The following is a 15,913-nucleotide window of genomic DNA, read 5'->3' as shown; positions in this document are numbered from 1 at the left end:
GATGAGCAAAAGATATGGCCACTTCAGGCCACGAAATGCAGCTACCCGGCAGTACCTCCTTGACAGTCCATCGTCATGAAGCCCACTCTCATGACGCTTCACCAGGGGGCCGCGAACCCCTCCGAGCCCTCTCGTCACGTCCGACTCCGGACGCGCACGGCCACACCCGCCACCGCGTCCGCAGGCCGACCACGCCCGACGTCAGTTGCCGGCGGCGTGCACACCAGGACGATCTGTCCCCTCCACCGGCGAACCGGCCCACGCCGTCCCGGGCACACCGGCCCGGGCCCGGCACTCCGCGCGACACGACGGTGCGAGCGAAGTCCCGTCGCAGCGCCCCAAGAGAGGTAGGCAGCACGTGCGTACACCACTGAGCCGACTACTCATCGCGACGTTGAGCGCAGCGCTCAGCGTGGGGATGGCGGTGGCCGGATCGCCGTCCGCGCAGGCGCGGACCGAGGCACCGCAAGGAACGGCCGCGACCGCGACCGCCGCTGCGTCGTCCGACTTCCAGCAGGTCACCCTCGCCAAGGGACCGGACCAGGTGGGCGAGCCCATGGGACTGGCGGTGCTGCCCGACGGCAGCGCGCTGCACAGCTCCCGGGACGGCACGCTCTACCGGACGACCCTCGACGGACTCACCGACGTGGCGGCGAAGCTGACGGTCTACACCCATGACGAGGACGGGTTGCAGACCATCGCGATCGACCCGCACTTCGCCAAGAACCACCAGGTCTACGTGTACTACGCACCGCGGCTCGACACTCCCATGACCGACGCCCCGGAGAGCGGAACGGCCGCCGACTTCGCGCCCTACAAGGGCTACAACCAGCTGTCCCGGTTCACCTTCACCGACGGCAAGCTGGACCTGTCGAGCGAGCAGAAGATCATGCGCGTCGACACCGACCGCGGGCAGTGCTGCCACGTCGCGGGCGACATGCACTTCGACGGTGACGGCAACCTGCTGCTGAGTACCGGTGACGACTCCAACCCGTTCGAATCCGACGGCTACGCCCCCATCGACCGGCGTCCGGAACGTAACCCTGTCTTCGACAACGAGCGTTCCACGGCCAACACCAACGACCTGCGGGGCAAGCTTCTGCGGATCAAGGTGCACAACGACGGCACCTACACGACCCCGAACGGCAACCTGTTCCCGAAGGGCACTCCCAAGACCCGTCCAGAGGTCTACGCGATGGGCTTCCGCAACCCCTTCCGGTTCCACGTCGACCAGAAGACAGGCGTCGTCTACCTGGCCGACTACGGCCCGGACGCCGGTAGTGCGGACCCGAAGCGCGGGCCGGAGAACACCATCGAGTACAACCGGATCACCAAGGCCGGCAACTTCGGATGGCCGTACTGCATCGGCAACAACACACCGTACATCCAGTACGACTTCGCCACCGGGACGTCCGGTAAGCCGTTCGACTGTGCCCACCCGGTGAATGACGCTCCCCTGAACACCGGCCTGAAGGACCTGCCGCCGGCCCAGCCGGCCTGGATCTGGAACCACTACGCGGGCAACTCGCTGTTCCCCCAGCTCGGCGGGCAGGGCGCGCCGATGGCCGGACCCGTGTACAACTACGACTCGACGCTGAACTCCCAGGTCAAGTTCCCCAAGAGCTACGACGGGAAGTTCTTCGCCTACGAGTTCGGCGCCCACTGGATCAAGCCGATCACGTCCGACAGCAGCGGAAAGATCCAGTCGATCGACACCTTGACCGACGGCAACGACTGGGCCCACCTGGTCGAGCCCATCGACACCGAGTTCGGGCCGGACGGATCGCTGTACGTGCTCGACTACGGCAGCGCGTGGTTCGGCGGCTCCCTGGACGCCGGGCTCTACAAGATCGAGTACTCGCCGGGCAACAAGGCTCCGACCGCTGCGATCAAGACGGACACCCAATCGGGCAAGAACCCGCTGACGGTCAAGTTCGACGGCACGGGCTCGACCGACCCCGAGAACGACAAGCTCACCTACGCGTGGGACTTCGACAACGACGGCAAGACCGACTCCACGGATGCCACCCCGTCGTTCACCTACACCACGAACGGCCAGTACCACGCCAAGCTCACGGTCAGCGACCCGAGCGGCAGGACCGGTGTCGCCGCCACCCTGGTCACCGTGGGTAACTCCGCGCCGGTGCTGTCGTTCTCCCAGCCGCCCAACGGGCTGACGTTCAAGGACGGGGACAATGTCGCGTGGAAGATCGACGCCACCGACCCGGACGGCACCCCGGTGGACTGCTCCAAGGTCCAGGTCAACTACTCGCTCGGTCATGACATGCACTCCCACAACCTCTCGCAGGCGACAGGGTGCAGCGGTACGTTCACCATGACCACGGCGGGCCACACCGACGCCGACAACTTCTACGCCATCCTCTCCGCCAGCTACACCGACTCCTCCCCGAGCGCCGGGGTGCCGGACCTCACCGGCACAACGCAGATCGTCCTGCAGCCCAAGGGCCGGCAGGCGGAGTTCTACCGCACGCAGTCCGGCGTGCAGACGGCCACCGACGCCAACGCCCAGGGCAACGAGGCGGTCACGTCGGTCAACAACGGTGACTGGATCGAGTTCGACCCGTACGACCTCCAGGGTGTGAACAAGATCGACTTCCGGGCTGCCTCAAGCGGTACCGGCGGCACCATCGAGGTCCACACCGACGCCCCCGACGGCCCGCTGGCCGGCACGGCGACGGTCGGCGACACCTCCGGCGCCTACACAACGGTCAGCGCACCGGTGACCGACCCGGACGGGACGCACAAGCTGTACTTCGTCTTCAAGGGCGGCAGCGGCGACCTGTTCAGCCTGGACTCCTTCACGATGAGCTGACGCGCAGCACCTCTCCCCCGCCCCGCCGAGCCGTTCACGACGGCCCGGCGGGGCGATCGCCGTACCCCGAACCCCCTTGTGCTGACTGCAGGGTGGTGATCTTCGTCGCCAAGGCCGGGAGGCTCACCTGGCGTCAGAGGCGTCGAGGTCTTCGAGATGGGCAGCGTGTCGACTTCCTTCTTCGGGAGACTGATCGGGTTGTCATCGGCTCAGGGTGCTCAGCCAGTCACGTAGCAGTGCTGCTTCGGTGGCTCTGAAACCGGCGTCTACGACGGGATCGGTGCCGCGGCCGTCACCGACAGCAGCCAGCAGCGCCTGAGCCCGGTCGGTGATTCTCGCTCGGGCGTCGGCTGCCGGTTCGGTACTGACGATCGAGTCGATGACGGTGTCACGCAGCCCGGTGAGGGGGGCCGGGTCGCGCTCGCCCTCGGGCTGTGCCAGTAGCAGTAGCACGGCGCCGGTTGTCGACGCCTCAATGGTCCGAGCTGCTGTCTCGACCGGGACGCGGAGCCGGCCCTGCTCGCGGGCCCGTTCGAGTAGACGGCGCAGGATCTCGCCGTTCTCCTGGGCGGCGGCCGGGCGGCGGCCTGGGCGCAGGTTGCCGTACATCAGGGCGTAGGACGCGGGGTTGCGCAGTCCGAACTCGACGTGGATGTTCCAGCCGCGCCGGATGTCCTCGATTGCGTCCTCGCTCGGTTCCAGTGCTCGCTTTTCGGCGAGGTAGCTCTCGAATACGTAGCTGCCGAGAGCGTCGAGCAGGCCGTCCTTGTCTCCGAACAAGCGGTACAGGGCTGGCGTCTGCACTCCGGCGGCGGTCGCGACCGCCCGGGTCGAGATGCCGGCTGGGCCGTGTTCGGTCAGCAGCTCGGCTGCCGCCTTCAGGATCGCCTGCTGGTGGTCGCGTCGTTCCGTGCCCGTCTCGGGCGAGCCAGGGTCGCTGCGCATGGTGTCGATGGTAACAAGTTTCCGTTGACATTGACGCTGACAGCGATACGGTTTTAATGTTGACGACGTCACCACAGCTATCGATCGCCAGGAGATCTCATGCCCCCATCCATTTCAGCCGTCCGGCTCGGCTCCGGCGGCCCCATCGTCGGCGCGCAAGGGCTGGGCTGCATGGGGATGAGCGAGTTCTACGGCGACACCGATGACAACTCGGCCCGCCGGACCCTCGACGCCGCACTGTCCGCCGGTGTCACCCTGTTCGACACCGCCGACATGTATGGCCAGGGCGACAACGAGCGCTTCCTCGCACCGTTCGTCCGCGCCCACCGGGACGACGTCGTCATCGCCACCAAATTCGGCAACGTCCGCGCCAATGACGGGTCGATGTCGATCAGCAACGACCCCGCCTACATCCGCCGCGCCGTCGACGCCAGCCTGACGCGGCTGCGCATCGAGGTCATCGACCTCTACTACCTGCACCGCCGTGACCCGGCAGTGGCGCTGGCCGACTCCATCGGAACGATGGCCGACCTCGTCCAGGCCGGCAAGGTCCGCCACCTCGGCTTGTCCGAGGTCACCGGCGACGAACTGCGCGAAGCCCATGCCCACCACCCGATCAGCACAGTGCAATCGGAGTGGTCACTGTTCACCCGCGACATCGAACGCAGCCTCGTACCCGCCGCCGCCGAACTCGGCGTCGGTGTGGTCGCCTACTCTCCTCTCGGCCGCGGCTTCCTCACCGGCGCCCTGCCAAGCGAGTTCACCGCCGGCGACGTCCGCGCCCGATTCCCCCGCTTCACCGGCGACAACGCACAACGCAACACAGCACTTCTGCACCCCATCACCACGATCGCCGCCGCCCGCGGCGCCACCCCCGCACAGGTCGCGCTGGCCTGGCTGCACCAGCAACGCGCCGCCCACAACCTCACCGTCGTACCGATCCCCGGCACCCGGCACCCGAACCGCCTGCAAGAAAACCTCGCCGCACTCGAACTCACCCTCACCGCCGGCGAACTCGCCCAACTCCAACCCCTCGCCGCCCAGGTCACCGGCGACCGGTACCCCGACATGACCGAGACATCCAACGCCCGCGAACCTGACCGACCGACCACACCCACGACCCACCACAGACACCAGGAACGGAACAACAACCATGTCCAGCATCACCGTCGGCATCGCCTACACCTCCGGCTACGGCCACACCCGCGAACTGGCCAACGCCGTCGCCCAGGGAGCCGCATCAGTACCCGGCACAGTCGTCGAAATGATCGACGTCGCCGCCATCACCGACGACGACTGGCGCACCCTCGACCTGTGCGACGCGATCATCTTCGGCAGCCCGACCTACATGGGCAGCGCCTCCGGCGCCTTCCACACCTTCGCCGAAGCCACTTCCGCCCGATGGATGACCCGCGCCTGGCAAGACAAAACCGCCGCCGGATTCACCAACTCCGGCTCCATGAGCGGCGACAAACTGCACACCCTGCAGTACTTCTCGATGCTCGCCGCCCAACACGGCATGCACTGGATCAGCCTCGGACTGCTGCCCGGCTGGAACACCACCACCGCCAGCGAACACGACCACAACCGACTCGGGTTCTACCTCGGCGCCGGCGCCCAGACCTGGAACGACCAGGGCCCCGAAGCCGTCCACGGCGCCGACCTGTCCACCGCCCGCCACCTCGGCCTGCGAGTAGCCACCCACACCAGCCGGTTCGCAGACACCCCCGGCCTCACCGGCATCCCCGCCACCACAACCGGCTGAGGTCGTTCCAGGGGGGCAGACTGCGGCTGCGGCTGCAGCTGCAGCCGCAGCTGCAGCCGCGTAACTGATCAGGCAATCGAGAGTGGACAGGCGGGCCGGAGGCGGTCAGGAGCAGCGGGTTGGCCGGATTCGGACGAGGTCCGGTTGCGGCCAGGTCGGGCGGTGCGAAGTTGTCGACAGGGTGTCAGAAGGCGGTCTAGCGTGCGGCGCAGCGACGGTGCACCGGTCCCGTCCGCCCCCTTTCCATCCCACCGTTGGAGGACCTCATGGCACCTCGAAGCACCCTGGCCGCCGTCGCGCTGGCGGCGGCGTTGGTATGTGCGGCACCGCTGAGCGCGAGTGCCGCGGACGCGCAGCACTCCCTGTCCGCGCCCCAGGAGCACCAGCACAGTGGCGGGCACACGGTGCTGTGGAGCACACCGAACAGCATCAGCGCGGACGACAACACCCAGCTGGTCGGCGTCGATCCCCTCACCGGCAAGGAGGTGGCGCGCTTCGGTATCGGCAAGGAGGCCGAGACGTGGTCGATCGCGCTGTCCAAGGACCAGCACACCGCCTATCTGGCGAACCACTACAGCGGAACGCTGTCGGTGGTGGACCTGGCCGGCCGGAAGCTGATCAAGGAGATACCGCTGGGTGTGGACGCGGACTACGTCGCGCTCTCCCCCGACGGGACGACGGCGTACGTCACGAGCATGGTCTCGGAGTCGCTGTCCGTGGTGGATCTGACGGCCGGGAAAGTCGTCACGACGCTCTCCCTGGGCGCGCCGGCTGAGGGCGTGGCGATCAGCCGCGACGGGAAGAGCGCGTATCTGGGCATCTACTCCCGCGACCGGATCGACCGGATGGACCTGTCGTCCTACAAGGTCACCGCCTCCTACACCGGCGGCAAGGCGCCGCGCCGGGTACTGCTCAGCCCGGACGGCAAGACGCTCTACTCCACCGACTACTACGGCGGCACCGTCTCGGCCTACCAAGTGGACAACCCGGCAGCCAAACCAGAACAGGTCAACGTCGGCGGGCAGCCGTACCAGGCGCAGTTGTCGCAGGACGGGCGGAAGCTCTACGTGGCCGATACGGCCGGGAGCAGCGTCTCGGTGGTGGACACCCGCAACATGACGGCCCGTCGGATCACGGTGCCGGACGGGTTCGGCGAGGTGGCCGCGACGCCGGACGGCAAGCAGCTGTTCGAGGCACAGAACAACCAGGGAGGTATCGCCGTAGTCGATCTGAGACACGGAAAGGCCACCGGAACGCTGGACGGTACCGGCCTGCCCGGACCCACCGCGCTGGCCCTGACCACACGCTGAGACGCAACCGGACGGAGCGGCCCCGGGGAAACCCGGGGACGACCCGGGCGGCGCGCCCCGGGGGCGGCCAGGTGGATGGGGGCAGGCCGCTGCCGGGGTCCACTGGCCGCTGCCGGATCGGTGTCGGGACCGGCCGCGGCCGATATTCTTCGGGGATGTGGGAAGCGGTGGGGTTGAGCGAGGCCGCGGAACGGGTGTACAGGGCCCTGGTACGGCTCGGCAGAGGCACGGTGCAACAGTGCGCGGCGCAGACCGGGCTGGCCGAGGACGAGGTGCGGGCCGCGCTGCGCGCGCTCGCCAGACTCGGGCTGATCGCGGAGGGACCCGACACGGACGGCGCGGCCGCCGGCCGTTGCGGTGACGGGGTGTGGCTGCCGGCGGATCCCCAGGTCGCGCTCGGCGCACTGCTGCGCCGCCGCCGCTCGGAACTGGACCGTATACGGCAGTCGGTGGACGAATTGTCCGCCGAATACCGCGAGGCCCAACTGCGCGACGACCCAGCGCGGTTGACCGAAGTAGTGCGAGGCGGCACGGCGCAGTACGCCCGGGTACAGGACCTGCTGGCCGGCACGGAATCGGAACTGCTGACACTGGTCGGCCCGCCATTCCTGGACCCAGCGGACGACAGCCTGGCCCCGATGGAGCGACTGCTGGAACGGGGCGTGAAATGCCGTGCCGTACACGCCGCCGAAGTACTGGCAGTGGACGGCGGCTACCGCCAGGCGCGCCGGCTGGCGGACCTGGGCGAACGGATCAGGGTGCTGCCGAGCGTGCCGGTGAAGCTCGTGATCGCGGACCGGCGGCGGGCGCTGCTCCCACTGTCCACACACGCCGACCGGATGATGGACAGCGCGGTACTCGTACGGCAATCAGCCCTGACAGAGGCACTCGTGGCCCTGTTCGAGGAACTGTGGGAGCGAGCCACACCACTGGGGACCGGGAACAGTGCCCTGCCCGGCGGCGCCGCTGCCACCGAGGCTCCGGCCCGCGACGAAGCGCTGCTGACCCTGCTCGCGGCAGGCCTCAAGGACGAGGCGATAGCCCGTCAACTCCACATCAGCGAACGCAGCCTGCGCCGGCGGATATCGATGCTGCTGGGCCGCCTCGCCGTGACCAGCCGGTTCCAAGCGGGTGCACAAGCAGCCCGCCGCGGCTGGCTGTGATCCACGCGGGACTTGGGACTGCGGCCACATGCCGCTGCCCACTCCTGACCCCGCGCCCGCAGGAGCAGCCCCCGACCCTCGGGCCCCCGACCCTCGGGCCGCCGGCCCGACCAGTACTGCCCGACGGCCCGGCTCGTGAGAACAGCCAGGCTATCGGGACAGCGTCAGCGCACGGATACGTGCAGGAGGCGTGATCCGTGCGCGGGCAGGGTGGCGGAGAAGGAAGCCCGGTGAGTGCCCAGGTTCCGGTGCGCCCAGAGGTCGCGGACCTTCCCGTTCCGCCCGTCGGTTCCGAGGTCGCTCCATTCGACGGTCGTCTTTGCGGCCGTGTCGGCGAGGTTGAAGAGCGCGACGGTGTAGCTGCCGTCGGCGTTCTCGCTGGACCAGACCTGTTGCAGGCCGGACCCGGACACCGGACGGGCGGGACGCCCGGCACGGTCGACCGCGATGACTTCGTCGTTGGTGAGCGTCTTGAGGTCGTCGGGGTCCATGGCGGTCAGATCGGTGCCCAGGAGCAGCGGTGCGGCCGAGATGGCCCACAGCGTCATGGTGGTCCGGCGCTCGTCGGGGGTGAGGCCGTCGTTGGCCCCGTTGCCGATCTCCAGTGAGTCGAGGTCGTTCCATCCGCCGCGGCTGCCGTAGGGAGCCCACTTGGGTACGTCGGTGAAGCGTTTGAGTATGTGCGCCCAGTCGGTCAGGCCCACGGTGGTGCAGTGGTAGCACTCGATGTCGCCGTCGATCCGCCATCCGTTGCTGTTGGCCTTCCACACATCGGCGTCGGCGAGGCTCAGCGAGTTGGACAACTCCAGGTTCACCGGCCGGCCCGTGTGCTGCAGCGCCCGGTGCCACGCCTGGATGTCGGGACGGTCGTCGGCTGGTACGAGACCGCCGCCCGGTCCGACGAAGTCCATCTTGATGTAGTCCACACCCCAGGACGCGAACAGATCGGCGTAGCCCTGCACGTACTCCTGCGCGCCCGGTTTGCTGAAGTCGATGCGCCAGGAGTCGTCATGCGTGTTGCCGGGCTGTGTGGTGTCCGCGATGTCGGCCAGATGGTAACGGGTGCCCTGGATCGGCAGGTTGGCGTCGACGGCGGCCTTCGGGATTCCGGGAGTGAGGTAGATGCCGAGCTTCAGCCCGCGGCTGTGCAGGTGCCGGGCCACCGCGGGGATACCGCCGGGAAAGCTCGACGGGTTCCAGGCGTCGCGTCCGTACGCGTCGAGGTGGTCGCTCCAGCCCGCGTCGATGTTGACGTACTGGTAGCCGTGCGCCTCCAGGCCACTGTCGTGCATGGCCTGGCCCTGGGCCTCGATGTTCTGCTCGGTGGGCTTGCTGCGCAGGAAGCTCCAGCTGCTCCAGCCCATGGGCGGCGTGGACGCCGTGCGGGTGACGGGGTGAGTGGTCGCGGTGTGGCTCCCCGGCTGTCCCGGCGGTGCCGCCGCTGCTGTGGCGGCGCCGCTGAGGATCAGCGCCAGTACGGGAATCAGGGGCATCTTGGCCAGGCGCATGCGTACTCCTCGGTAATCCGGTCCGGTCACTGACGGCCGTTCAAGTACGTGGACATGACATGTGGTCTACACCCACCCGGCCCACCCGTCAATGAAGTGCTCCGATGACTGCTGAAACCAATGTCGGCCATGCGCGATTCGTTGACACTCGGGAGCGGGCGGTCTAGCGTCCCGGCTGTCAAGAGGTCGAATGTATGAACATGTATGTGAACGCTGTCGTAGGTCCAGGAGGCGCGATGCACGGTGGTGGAGATGTATCCCGGCGCACTCTGATGGGCGGCGCCCTGGCGGGGGCGGCCCTCGGTACCGCAGTGGCGGGAACGGCCGCGGCACAGCCCAGGCAGGAAGGCGCACCCCCGCCCAGCCCCGAGCCACCCGCCGTCCCGGCCTTCGGCGACCGCCCCTGGACCGACATCCTCGCCGACTCCGACATGGTCTGGCAGACGATGCCGGCCACCTGGGAGGAAGGACCGTTCCTCGGCAACGGCTTCCTCGGATCCGGCATCTACGCCGAACCGGACGCCAACGCGATCCGCTTCAACGTCCAGCACAGCGAAGTACAGGACCACCGGCCCGAGTTCGGCTCCATCTTCGGGCTGGCGCGGCTGCCGATCGGGTACTTCACCCTGGAGCCCGTCGGAACCGTCACCGCCGTGGACTGGCGTTTCGACCTGTGGAACAGCGAGCTCACCGGAACCGTGACCACCGCCGCGGGCAGCCTTCACCTGCGGGCGGTCGTCCACGCCGAGCGCTCCGTCCTGGCCGTCGAGATCATTCCCACCGAGGGCGAACGCGACCACCGCTGGACGTTCCACCCCGCCCAGGCCATCAGTCCGCGCGCCGCCTTCAAACCGCTGCCCGAGGGTTACACCGCCAACCCGCCCGCCACCGTGAGCACATACGGCACGGTCGAAGCGGCGGTGCAGCCCCTCCTGTCCGGAGGGCAGCACGTGACCGCGTGGCGGGAGGTCGAACGCGGCGCGGCCCGCACCCTGTACGTGAGTGTCGCCCACTCCTTCCCCACCTCGGAAGCCACCGGGGTGGCACTGCGCACCGTACGCAAAGCCGCCACGCAACCCCTGACGGAACTCGTGACCGGCCACAGGACGTGGTGGCACACCTACTACCGCAAGAGCTTCCTGTCCGTCCCCGACGCCCGGCTGCAGAGCTTCTACTGGATACAGCTGTACAAGGTCGCCGCGGCGGCCCGCAAGGACGCCCCCGTGATGGCCACCACCGGCCCCTGGCTGGAGCCCACGCCCTGGCCCGCGTCCTGGTGGAACCTCAACGTGCAGCTGGAGTACTGGCTCATCCATGGCTCCAACCACCTCGAACTCGACGGCCTCACCCGCTCGTTGAGCGCCTTCCAGGACAACGTCAAGGCGCAGACCGCCCCCGCCTACCGGTCGGACTCCCTGGTCATCGCCCGCTCCAACGACACCACGCTCAACCACGGTCTGGACGCGGGCCCCGGCGGCACCGGCGGCGGCATCCCCGGCCAGGACCCGCCCACCCCCGAAGTCGGGAACCTGACGTGGGCACTGCACAACGTGTGGCTCTCCTACCGCCACACCATGGACGAGTCGATCCTGCGCGACGTCGTCTTCCCGCTGCTGCGGAAATCGATCAACTACTACCTGCACTTCCTCGAACCAGGCAGCGACGGCAAGCTGCACCTGCCGAAGACCTTCTCGCCCGAGTACGGCGTCGACACCCCCGACACCAACTACGACCTGGCACTCATCCGCTGGGGATGCACCACCCTGCTCGACTCGGCCCGGATCCTCGGCATCGACGACCGACTCACGCCCCGCTGGCGCGACGTACTGCTCCGCCTCACACCCGCCCCCACCGACACCAACGGATTCATGATCGGGGCCGGGCAGCCGTTCGCGATGTCGCACCGGCACTACTCGCACATGCTGTCGGTGTACCCGCTGTACCTGGTCAACTGGGAGCAGCCGGAGAACCGCGGCCTCATCAAGACCTCCCTGGACCACTGGATCAGCTTCACGGGCGCGCTCCAGGGCTACAGCTACACGGGCGCCGCCTCCTTCGCGGCCCAGATGCTGGACGGCGACACCGCCGCCGGGTACCTCTCGGACCTCCTCAGGCTCTACGTCCAGCCCAACACGCTGTACAAGGAGTCAGGTCCGGTCATCGAGACCCCGCTGTCGGCCGCGCAGTCCCTGCACGACATGATCTGCCAGAGCTGGGGCGGCGTCATCAGGGTCTTCCCCGCCATCCCCTCGGACTGGAAGGACGTCACCGTCCACGACTTCCGTACCCAGGGCGCGTTCCTGCTCAGCGCGGCCCGGGCCGGCGGGCGCACCCGGTGGGTGCGGCTGTACAGCGAGGCCGGAGCGCCATGTGTCCTGCGCACCGACATCGCGGGGTCACTGGAGGTACGCGACGGCGCCGGCCGGGCGCTCCACTGGACCGATCTCGGCAACGGCACCCTCCGCATCGACCTGCCCCGCGGCCACGAGGCCTGGATCCACCCACGCGGCAGCCGCCCCTCCGTACATCTCGCCCCCGTCACCCCGAACGCACCGGCGCCACGCTGGGGGCTCCCCACCTGACGCCAGGCCCAGCCGGGCGCCCGGGCCACGGATATGTACAGGTAAACCTGGACACCTCATATTCCACAGGCTAGCCTGTGGAATATGAGCGAGAACGCGAACCTGTCCACGTCCGCAGTTCAGGCGTCGCAGGAGGTCCGCGCGACCATCGGTCGTCTGCGGCGCCGGATCCTGAATGCCTCCCAGGACGAGGACCTCACCTTCGGCCAGGCATCGGCGATGGCCCGCCTGTCCGACAAGGAGGGCGTCTCGGTCAGCGACCTCGCTTCAGCCGAAGGGGTGCGGCACCAGTCGATGACGGAGACCGTCAACGCGCTTGTGGCGATGGGCCTGTTGGCGCGGACCCCGGACCCGGACGACGGCCGGCGCCAGCTGGTCAAACTGACCGACATGGGCCACGGCCGGGTGGAGCAGGGACGGCAGGCTCGCGGGGAGTGGCTCGCCACCCGGTTTCAGGACAGGTGCACAGAGGAAGAACGCCGGACGGTGATCACCGCCATGGCCGTACTGGAACGCCTGACCCGTGACTGACGCCCGGACGGACCGGATAGGCACGACGGCCCCCAGGCCGGGATTCGACCGGCGGCTGCTGCCGCCGATGATGCTGGGCTCGATCCTCAATCCGATCAACTCCACCATCATCGCCGTCGCACTCGTCCCCATCGGCCGGGCCCTGGGCGCCCCGGCCACGCAGACCGCATGGCTGGTCTCCGCCCTCTACCTGGCCACGGCGCTCGGGCAGCCCGTCGTGGGCCGCCTCGTCGACCTCTTCGGGCCGCGCAGGCTGTTCCTCCTGGCCACGAGCCTCGTCGGTGTCGCCGGCGTCATCGGCGCCCTGGCACCGAACCTGGGCGTGCTGATCGCGTCGCGGGTCCTGCTCGGATTCGGCACCTGCGCCGGCTACCCCTCCGCGATGGCACTGCTGCGCAGCGAGGCCAAGCGCACCGGGCAGGACAGTCCCGCCGGTGTACTGACCGCCTTGGCGGTGGCGAACCAGACCATTTCCGTCATCGGTCCGCTGCTGGGCGGTCTGCTGATCGGGACGGGCGGCTGGCGCGCCACGTTCGCGCTCAATGTGCCGGTGGCCGCCACGGCTGTGCTGCTGGGCCTGTGGCGGCTGCCGAAGCCCGCCGCACCCGCCGAGCCGCGGCAGCGCGGGCGCCTGACCGCTCAGCTCGACCTCCCGGGCATGGGTCTGTTCGCCGCCATGCTCATCTCTCTGCTGCTGTTCCTGATGAACCTGCGCCTGCAGAACTGGTACCTGCTGGTGATCGTCGCGCTCGCGGGAGCCGCCTTCGTCCTGCGGGAGCTGCGTGCCACCACGGCGTTCATCGACGTGCGGGTCCTGGGCGGCAACACACCGCTCCTCGCCACCTACGGACGCGCCCTGGTCGCCTACGTCGTCGCGTACGCCTTCCTCTACGGCTTCACCCAGTGGACCCAGGAGGGCTACGGGCTGTCCGCCTTCCATGCCGGGCTGGTACAGATCCCCATGTTCCTGACGGCGATCGGCGTCTCGGTCATCTCCGGGCGGCGCAGGAGTGTGCGCGGAAAGCTGCTGCTCGGCGCGGCCGGTCAGATCGCCGCTTGTCTGGTGATGCTGACCCTCGCCGGGGACAGCCCCGTCTGGACGCTGGTGCTGGTCGCCCTGATCTTCGGCCTGCCGCAGGGACTGAACACCCTGGCCCTGCAGAACTCCGTCTACTTCCAGGCCGATCCCGAGCGCACAGCCTCCTCCGCCGGGCTGCTGCGCACCTTCGCCTACGTCGGTTCGATGGTCGCCTCCTCGGCGACCGGCGCGTCATTCGGACACGGCGCCGACACCGCGGGCATGCACCACCTCGCGTGGATCATGCTCGGCGCCGGTGTGCTCTACCTCCTGACAACCGTCGCCGACCGCACGCTCGGCCGCGTGGCCCCGCCCGCCCCCTAGTTCCGCGGAGCTTCCCCGCCCCCCTCCGGCTCCCACCCCTCACTCCCAGCCGACCTCACAAGAACCACCGGCCCACCGACCCACCGACCCAGAATGAAGGGCATAACCATGTCCCGTACCGCGCTTGTGCTCATGGACTTCCAGCAGGCTCACCTGTCCCAGATGCCCGGGCCCTTCCTGTCCCGGGCCGCGTTCGCGCTCAAGTCGGCGCGCGCCGCCGCCATCCCGGTCATCCACGTCAGCCTGCAGCTGCGCGACGGCCACATCGACGCTCACCCCCGCAACAAGATCTTCGGCTCGCTCCCCCCACACCTCTTCACGGCCGGCGACCCGGGGGCCGCCCTCCACCCGGACGTTGCCCCCGCCGACGGCGAGATCGTCCTCCACAAGAACCGGATCAGCGCCTTCGCCGGCAACAACCTCCACCAGATCCTTGCCGCCCAGGACATCGGCCACCTCGTCCTGGCCGGCATCTCCACCGCCGGGATCGTCCTGTCCACCACCCTGCAGGCCGTCGACCTGGACTACCGGGTCACCGTCCTGTCCGACGCCTGCGCCGACCCCAACCCGGGCCTGCACGACGTCCTCCTCACCGAAGTTCTCACCCACCGATGCGATGTCATCACCACCGACGCCTGGGCGCGCACCCTCGACACCGCCTGAGCACCCCATCCACGCCAACCCGGCACCTCACTACCGGGGGCGGCCGCTTGCTACTCTTTCCGATCATGCGAGCCCTCTTCCCAGGATCCTTCGACCCGGTCACTCAAGGGCACCAGGACGTACTCCGGCGTGCCGCCCTCCTGTTCGACGAGGTCGTCGTGTGCGTGATGTCCAATTCGAACAAAACTGGCCGCTTCCCCATCACGGAACGGCTGGACCGGCTCCGGGCGGCAGCAACCGACTTGAGCAACGTCACGGTCGACTCCCACACAGGCGGACTGCTGGTCGACTACTGCCACCGCGCCGGAATCGACGTCGTCATCCGCGGAGTCCGCGACGTTCACGACCTGGACTACGAAATGCCGATGGCCCGCATGAACAACGAACTGGCCGGAGTCGAAACGTTCTTCATCGCTGCCGACCCCGCCCTGGCCCACATCTCCTCCACCCTCGTCACCGCCATGAGCTGACCGCCATGAGCTGACAGGGCAGACGCCGTCGACGCTGCCGCTGAGACCCGGCAAGGTGCCCGCTGGATGGCCCTGATCTCCCGATGCGCTGCACCACCACCGAAGCCGTCTACGACTGGCCGGAAGGCGCCCCGTGCGACGAGGATCCCGGGCAGCGCGTTGTATCGCCTACGGTTGTTCCATGACCAGTGAGGGCGTAGTCGTGGATGAGGCGGTCCGTGCGGCCTGGGACTCATACCGGGTCCTGGAGAAACGGACTTCCGCCGAGGACCGCCAGGAGGCACAGCAGCGGGTCGAGGCCGCGGTGGACGCATACGGGCGTGAGGAGGTGTCACGGGGCACGGTCTTCCTGGTGGGCGTGCTGACCGGATACCTGATCGCCGAACAATCAGGCGGCCAGGACCGGCTTGATCCGCTCAGTGATCTGATCCCCGCTGTGATCCGCAGACTCCCCACCTTCAAGTTGGCCGACCCGGCTCAGGTGCCGATGGTCACCGGCGTCCTCATGGCCGCTGCGATGGGCATGGACACCGTGCAGTGGCGCGACCGGTTCGGACAGATCCCGCCGGAGGAGGCCCTGGTGCACGGCTTCGTGTTGTGGCTGCTCGCCGACCTCTTCGATTCCCTGACCGGACGGCCCGGAGTCATCGATCGGATGATGCGGGAGACCTTCGACTCCATGGCCGCCGAACACAGCTGACGAACGTGCCCGGTGTGACCGAGCACCCCACTCGGCGGATT

12 protein-coding genes and 1 pseudogene are annotated in these 15,913 nt (G+C 68.5%); 11 read left to right on the top strand and 2 right to left on the bottom strand.

Annotated features, from left to right (window positions below; all coding sequences use genetic code 11):
* Positions 1-358 precede the first annotated feature (358 nt).
* Positions 359-2,833, top strand: coding sequence for a PQQ-dependent sugar dehydrogenase (locus OG210_RS32335; RefSeq protein WP_371540064.1), 2,475 nt, complete (start codon positions 359-361; stop codon positions 2,831-2,833).
* Between the two features lie 201 nt (positions 2,834-3,034).
* Here the strand turns inward: OG210_RS32335 and OG210_RS32330 are convergent, their stop codons facing one another.
* Positions 3,035-3,778 (bottom strand): TetR/AcrR family transcriptional regulator, encoded by a 744-nt coding sequence (locus OG210_RS32330; protein ID WP_328323057.1) that lies wholly within the window; start codon positions 3,776-3,778, stop codon positions 3,035-3,037.
* Between the two features lie 99 nt (positions 3,779-3,877).
* On the opposite strand from OG210_RS32330, the pseudogene OG210_RS32325 reads away from it, so the two are divergent.
* From OG210_RS32325 to OG210_RS32310, 4 genes and pseudogenes are all read left to right on the top strand, one after another.
* Positions 3,878-4,873 (top strand): annotated as a pseudogene (locus tag OG210_RS32325) (aldo/keto reductase); the annotation flags it as partial.
* Between the two features lie 58 nt (positions 4,874-4,931).
* Positions 4,932-5,543, top strand: coding sequence for a flavodoxin family protein (locus tag OG210_RS32320; protein ID WP_371540062.1), 612 nt, complete (start codon positions 4,932-4,934; stop codon positions 5,541-5,543).
* Between the two features lie 266 nt (positions 5,544-5,809).
* Positions 5,810-6,853 carry a beta-propeller fold lactonase family protein gene (locus tag OG210_RS32315; protein ID WP_328323063.1) on the top strand — a complete coding sequence of 348 codons (1,044 nt, stop codon included), beginning with the start codon at positions 5,810-5,812 and terminating at the stop codon, positions 6,851-6,853.
* A gap of 155 nt (positions 6,854-7,008) precedes the next feature.
* Positions 7,009-8,016, top strand: a complete 1,008-nt coding sequence (locus tag OG210_RS32310; RefSeq protein WP_328323065.1) for a LuxR C-terminal-related transcriptional regulator — start codon at positions 7,009-7,011, stop codon at positions 8,014-8,016.
* Between the two features lie 164 nt (positions 8,017-8,180).
* Here OG210_RS32310 and OG210_RS32305 read toward each other — a convergent pair whose 3' ends face one another.
* Positions 8,181-9,524 carry a glycoside hydrolase family 27 protein gene (locus OG210_RS32305; RefSeq protein ID WP_328323067.1) on the bottom strand — a complete coding sequence of 448 codons (1,344 nt, stop codon included), beginning with the start codon at positions 9,522-9,524 and terminating at the stop codon, positions 8,181-8,183.
* Between the two features lie 236 nt (positions 9,525-9,760).
* Here OG210_RS32305 and OG210_RS32300 point away from each other — a divergent pair, with 236 nt between their 5' ends.
* The 6 genes from OG210_RS32300 to OG210_RS32275 all read left to right on the top strand — a co-directional run bounded on the left by OG210_RS32300 (position 9,761) and on the right by OG210_RS32275 (position 15,872).
* The gene (locus tag OG210_RS32300; RefSeq protein WP_328323069.1) at positions 9,761-12,106 is read left to right on the top strand and encodes a glycoside hydrolase family 95-like protein; all 2,346 of its coding nucleotides are present in this window, start codon (positions 9,761-9,763) and stop codon (positions 12,104-12,106) included.
* An 84-nt stretch (positions 12,107-12,190) separates the two neighbouring features.
* Complete coding sequence (locus OG210_RS32295; protein ID WP_371540059.1) at positions 12,191-12,637, top strand: MarR family winged helix-turn-helix transcriptional regulator; 447 nt, start codon at positions 12,191-12,193, stop codon at positions 12,635-12,637.
* A 67-nt stretch (positions 12,638-12,704) separates the two neighbouring features.
* Positions 12,705-14,039, top strand: coding sequence for an MFS transporter (locus OG210_RS32290; RefSeq protein WP_328335263.1), 1,335 nt, complete (start codon positions 12,705-12,707; stop codon positions 14,037-14,039).
* Positions 14,040-14,147: 108 nt separating this feature from the next.
* A complete protein-coding gene (locus OG210_RS32285; protein ID WP_328335264.1) occupies positions 14,148-14,702 on the top strand; it encodes an isochorismatase family cysteine hydrolase in 555 nt (184 codons plus the stop codon).
* A gap of 65 nt (positions 14,703-14,767) precedes the next feature.
* Positions 14,768-15,172: a pantetheine-phosphate adenylyltransferase gene (coaD, locus tag OG210_RS32280; RefSeq protein WP_328323073.1), complete on the top strand. Its 405-nt coding sequence runs from the start codon at positions 14,768-14,770 to the stop codon at positions 15,170-15,172.
* A 181-nt stretch (positions 15,173-15,353) separates the two neighbouring features.
* On the top strand, positions 15,354-15,872 hold the full coding sequence (locus OG210_RS32275; protein WP_371540057.1) for a hypothetical protein: 519 nt from the start codon (positions 15,354-15,356) through the stop codon (positions 15,870-15,872).
* Positions 15,873-15,913 lie beyond the last annotated feature (41 nt).

This window comes from Streptomyces sp. NBC_00466, assembly GCF_041433995.1.
Classification (GTDB): Bacteria; Actinomycetota; Actinomycetes; order Streptomycetales; family Streptomycetaceae; genus Streptomyces.
The sequence above is the reverse complement of the archived record's forward strand: the minus strand, read 5'-3'. Positions and strand labels throughout refer to the sequence as shown.

Excerpts from the sequence above, each read along its gene's own strand:
- OG210_RS32330 (WP_328323057.1), bottom strand. The coding sequence starts at position 3,778 with ATGCGCAGCGACCCTGGCTCGCCCGAGACGGGCACGGAACGACGCGAC.
- OG210_RS32320 (WP_371540062.1), top strand. The coding sequence starts at position 4,932 with ATGTCCAGCATCACCGTCGGCATCGCCTACACCTCCGGCTACGGCCAC.
- OG210_RS32315 (WP_328323063.1), top strand. The coding sequence starts at position 5,810 with ATGGCACCTCGAAGCACCCTGGCCGCCGTCGCGCTGGCGGCGGCGTTG.
- OG210_RS32310 (WP_328323065.1), top strand. The coding sequence starts at position 7,009 with ATGTGGGAAGCGGTGGGGTTGAGCGAGGCCGCGGAACGGGTGTACAGG.
- OG210_RS32305 (WP_328323067.1), bottom strand. The coding sequence starts at position 9,524 with ATGCGCCTGGCCAAGATGCCCCTGATTCCCGTACTGGCGCTGATCCTC.
- OG210_RS32300 (WP_328323069.1), top strand. The coding sequence starts at position 9,761 with ATGCACGGTGGTGGAGATGTATCCCGGCGCACTCTGATGGGCGGCGCC.
- OG210_RS32295 (WP_371540059.1), top strand. The coding sequence starts at position 12,191 with ATGAGCGAGAACGCGAACCTGTCCACGTCCGCAGTTCAGGCGTCGCAG.
- OG210_RS32290 (WP_328335263.1), top strand. The coding sequence starts at position 12,705 with ATGATGCTGGGCTCGATCCTCAATCCGATCAACTCCACCATCATCGCC.
- OG210_RS32285 (WP_328335264.1), top strand. The coding sequence starts at position 14,148 with ATGTCCCGTACCGCGCTTGTGCTCATGGACTTCCAGCAGGCTCACCTG.
- coaD (WP_328323073.1), top strand. The coding sequence starts at position 14,768 with ATGCGAGCCCTCTTCCCAGGATCCTTCGACCCGGTCACTCAAGGGCAC.
- OG210_RS32275 (WP_371540057.1), top strand. The coding sequence starts at position 15,354 with ATGACCAGTGAGGGCGTAGTCGTGGATGAGGCGGTCCGTGCGGCCTGG.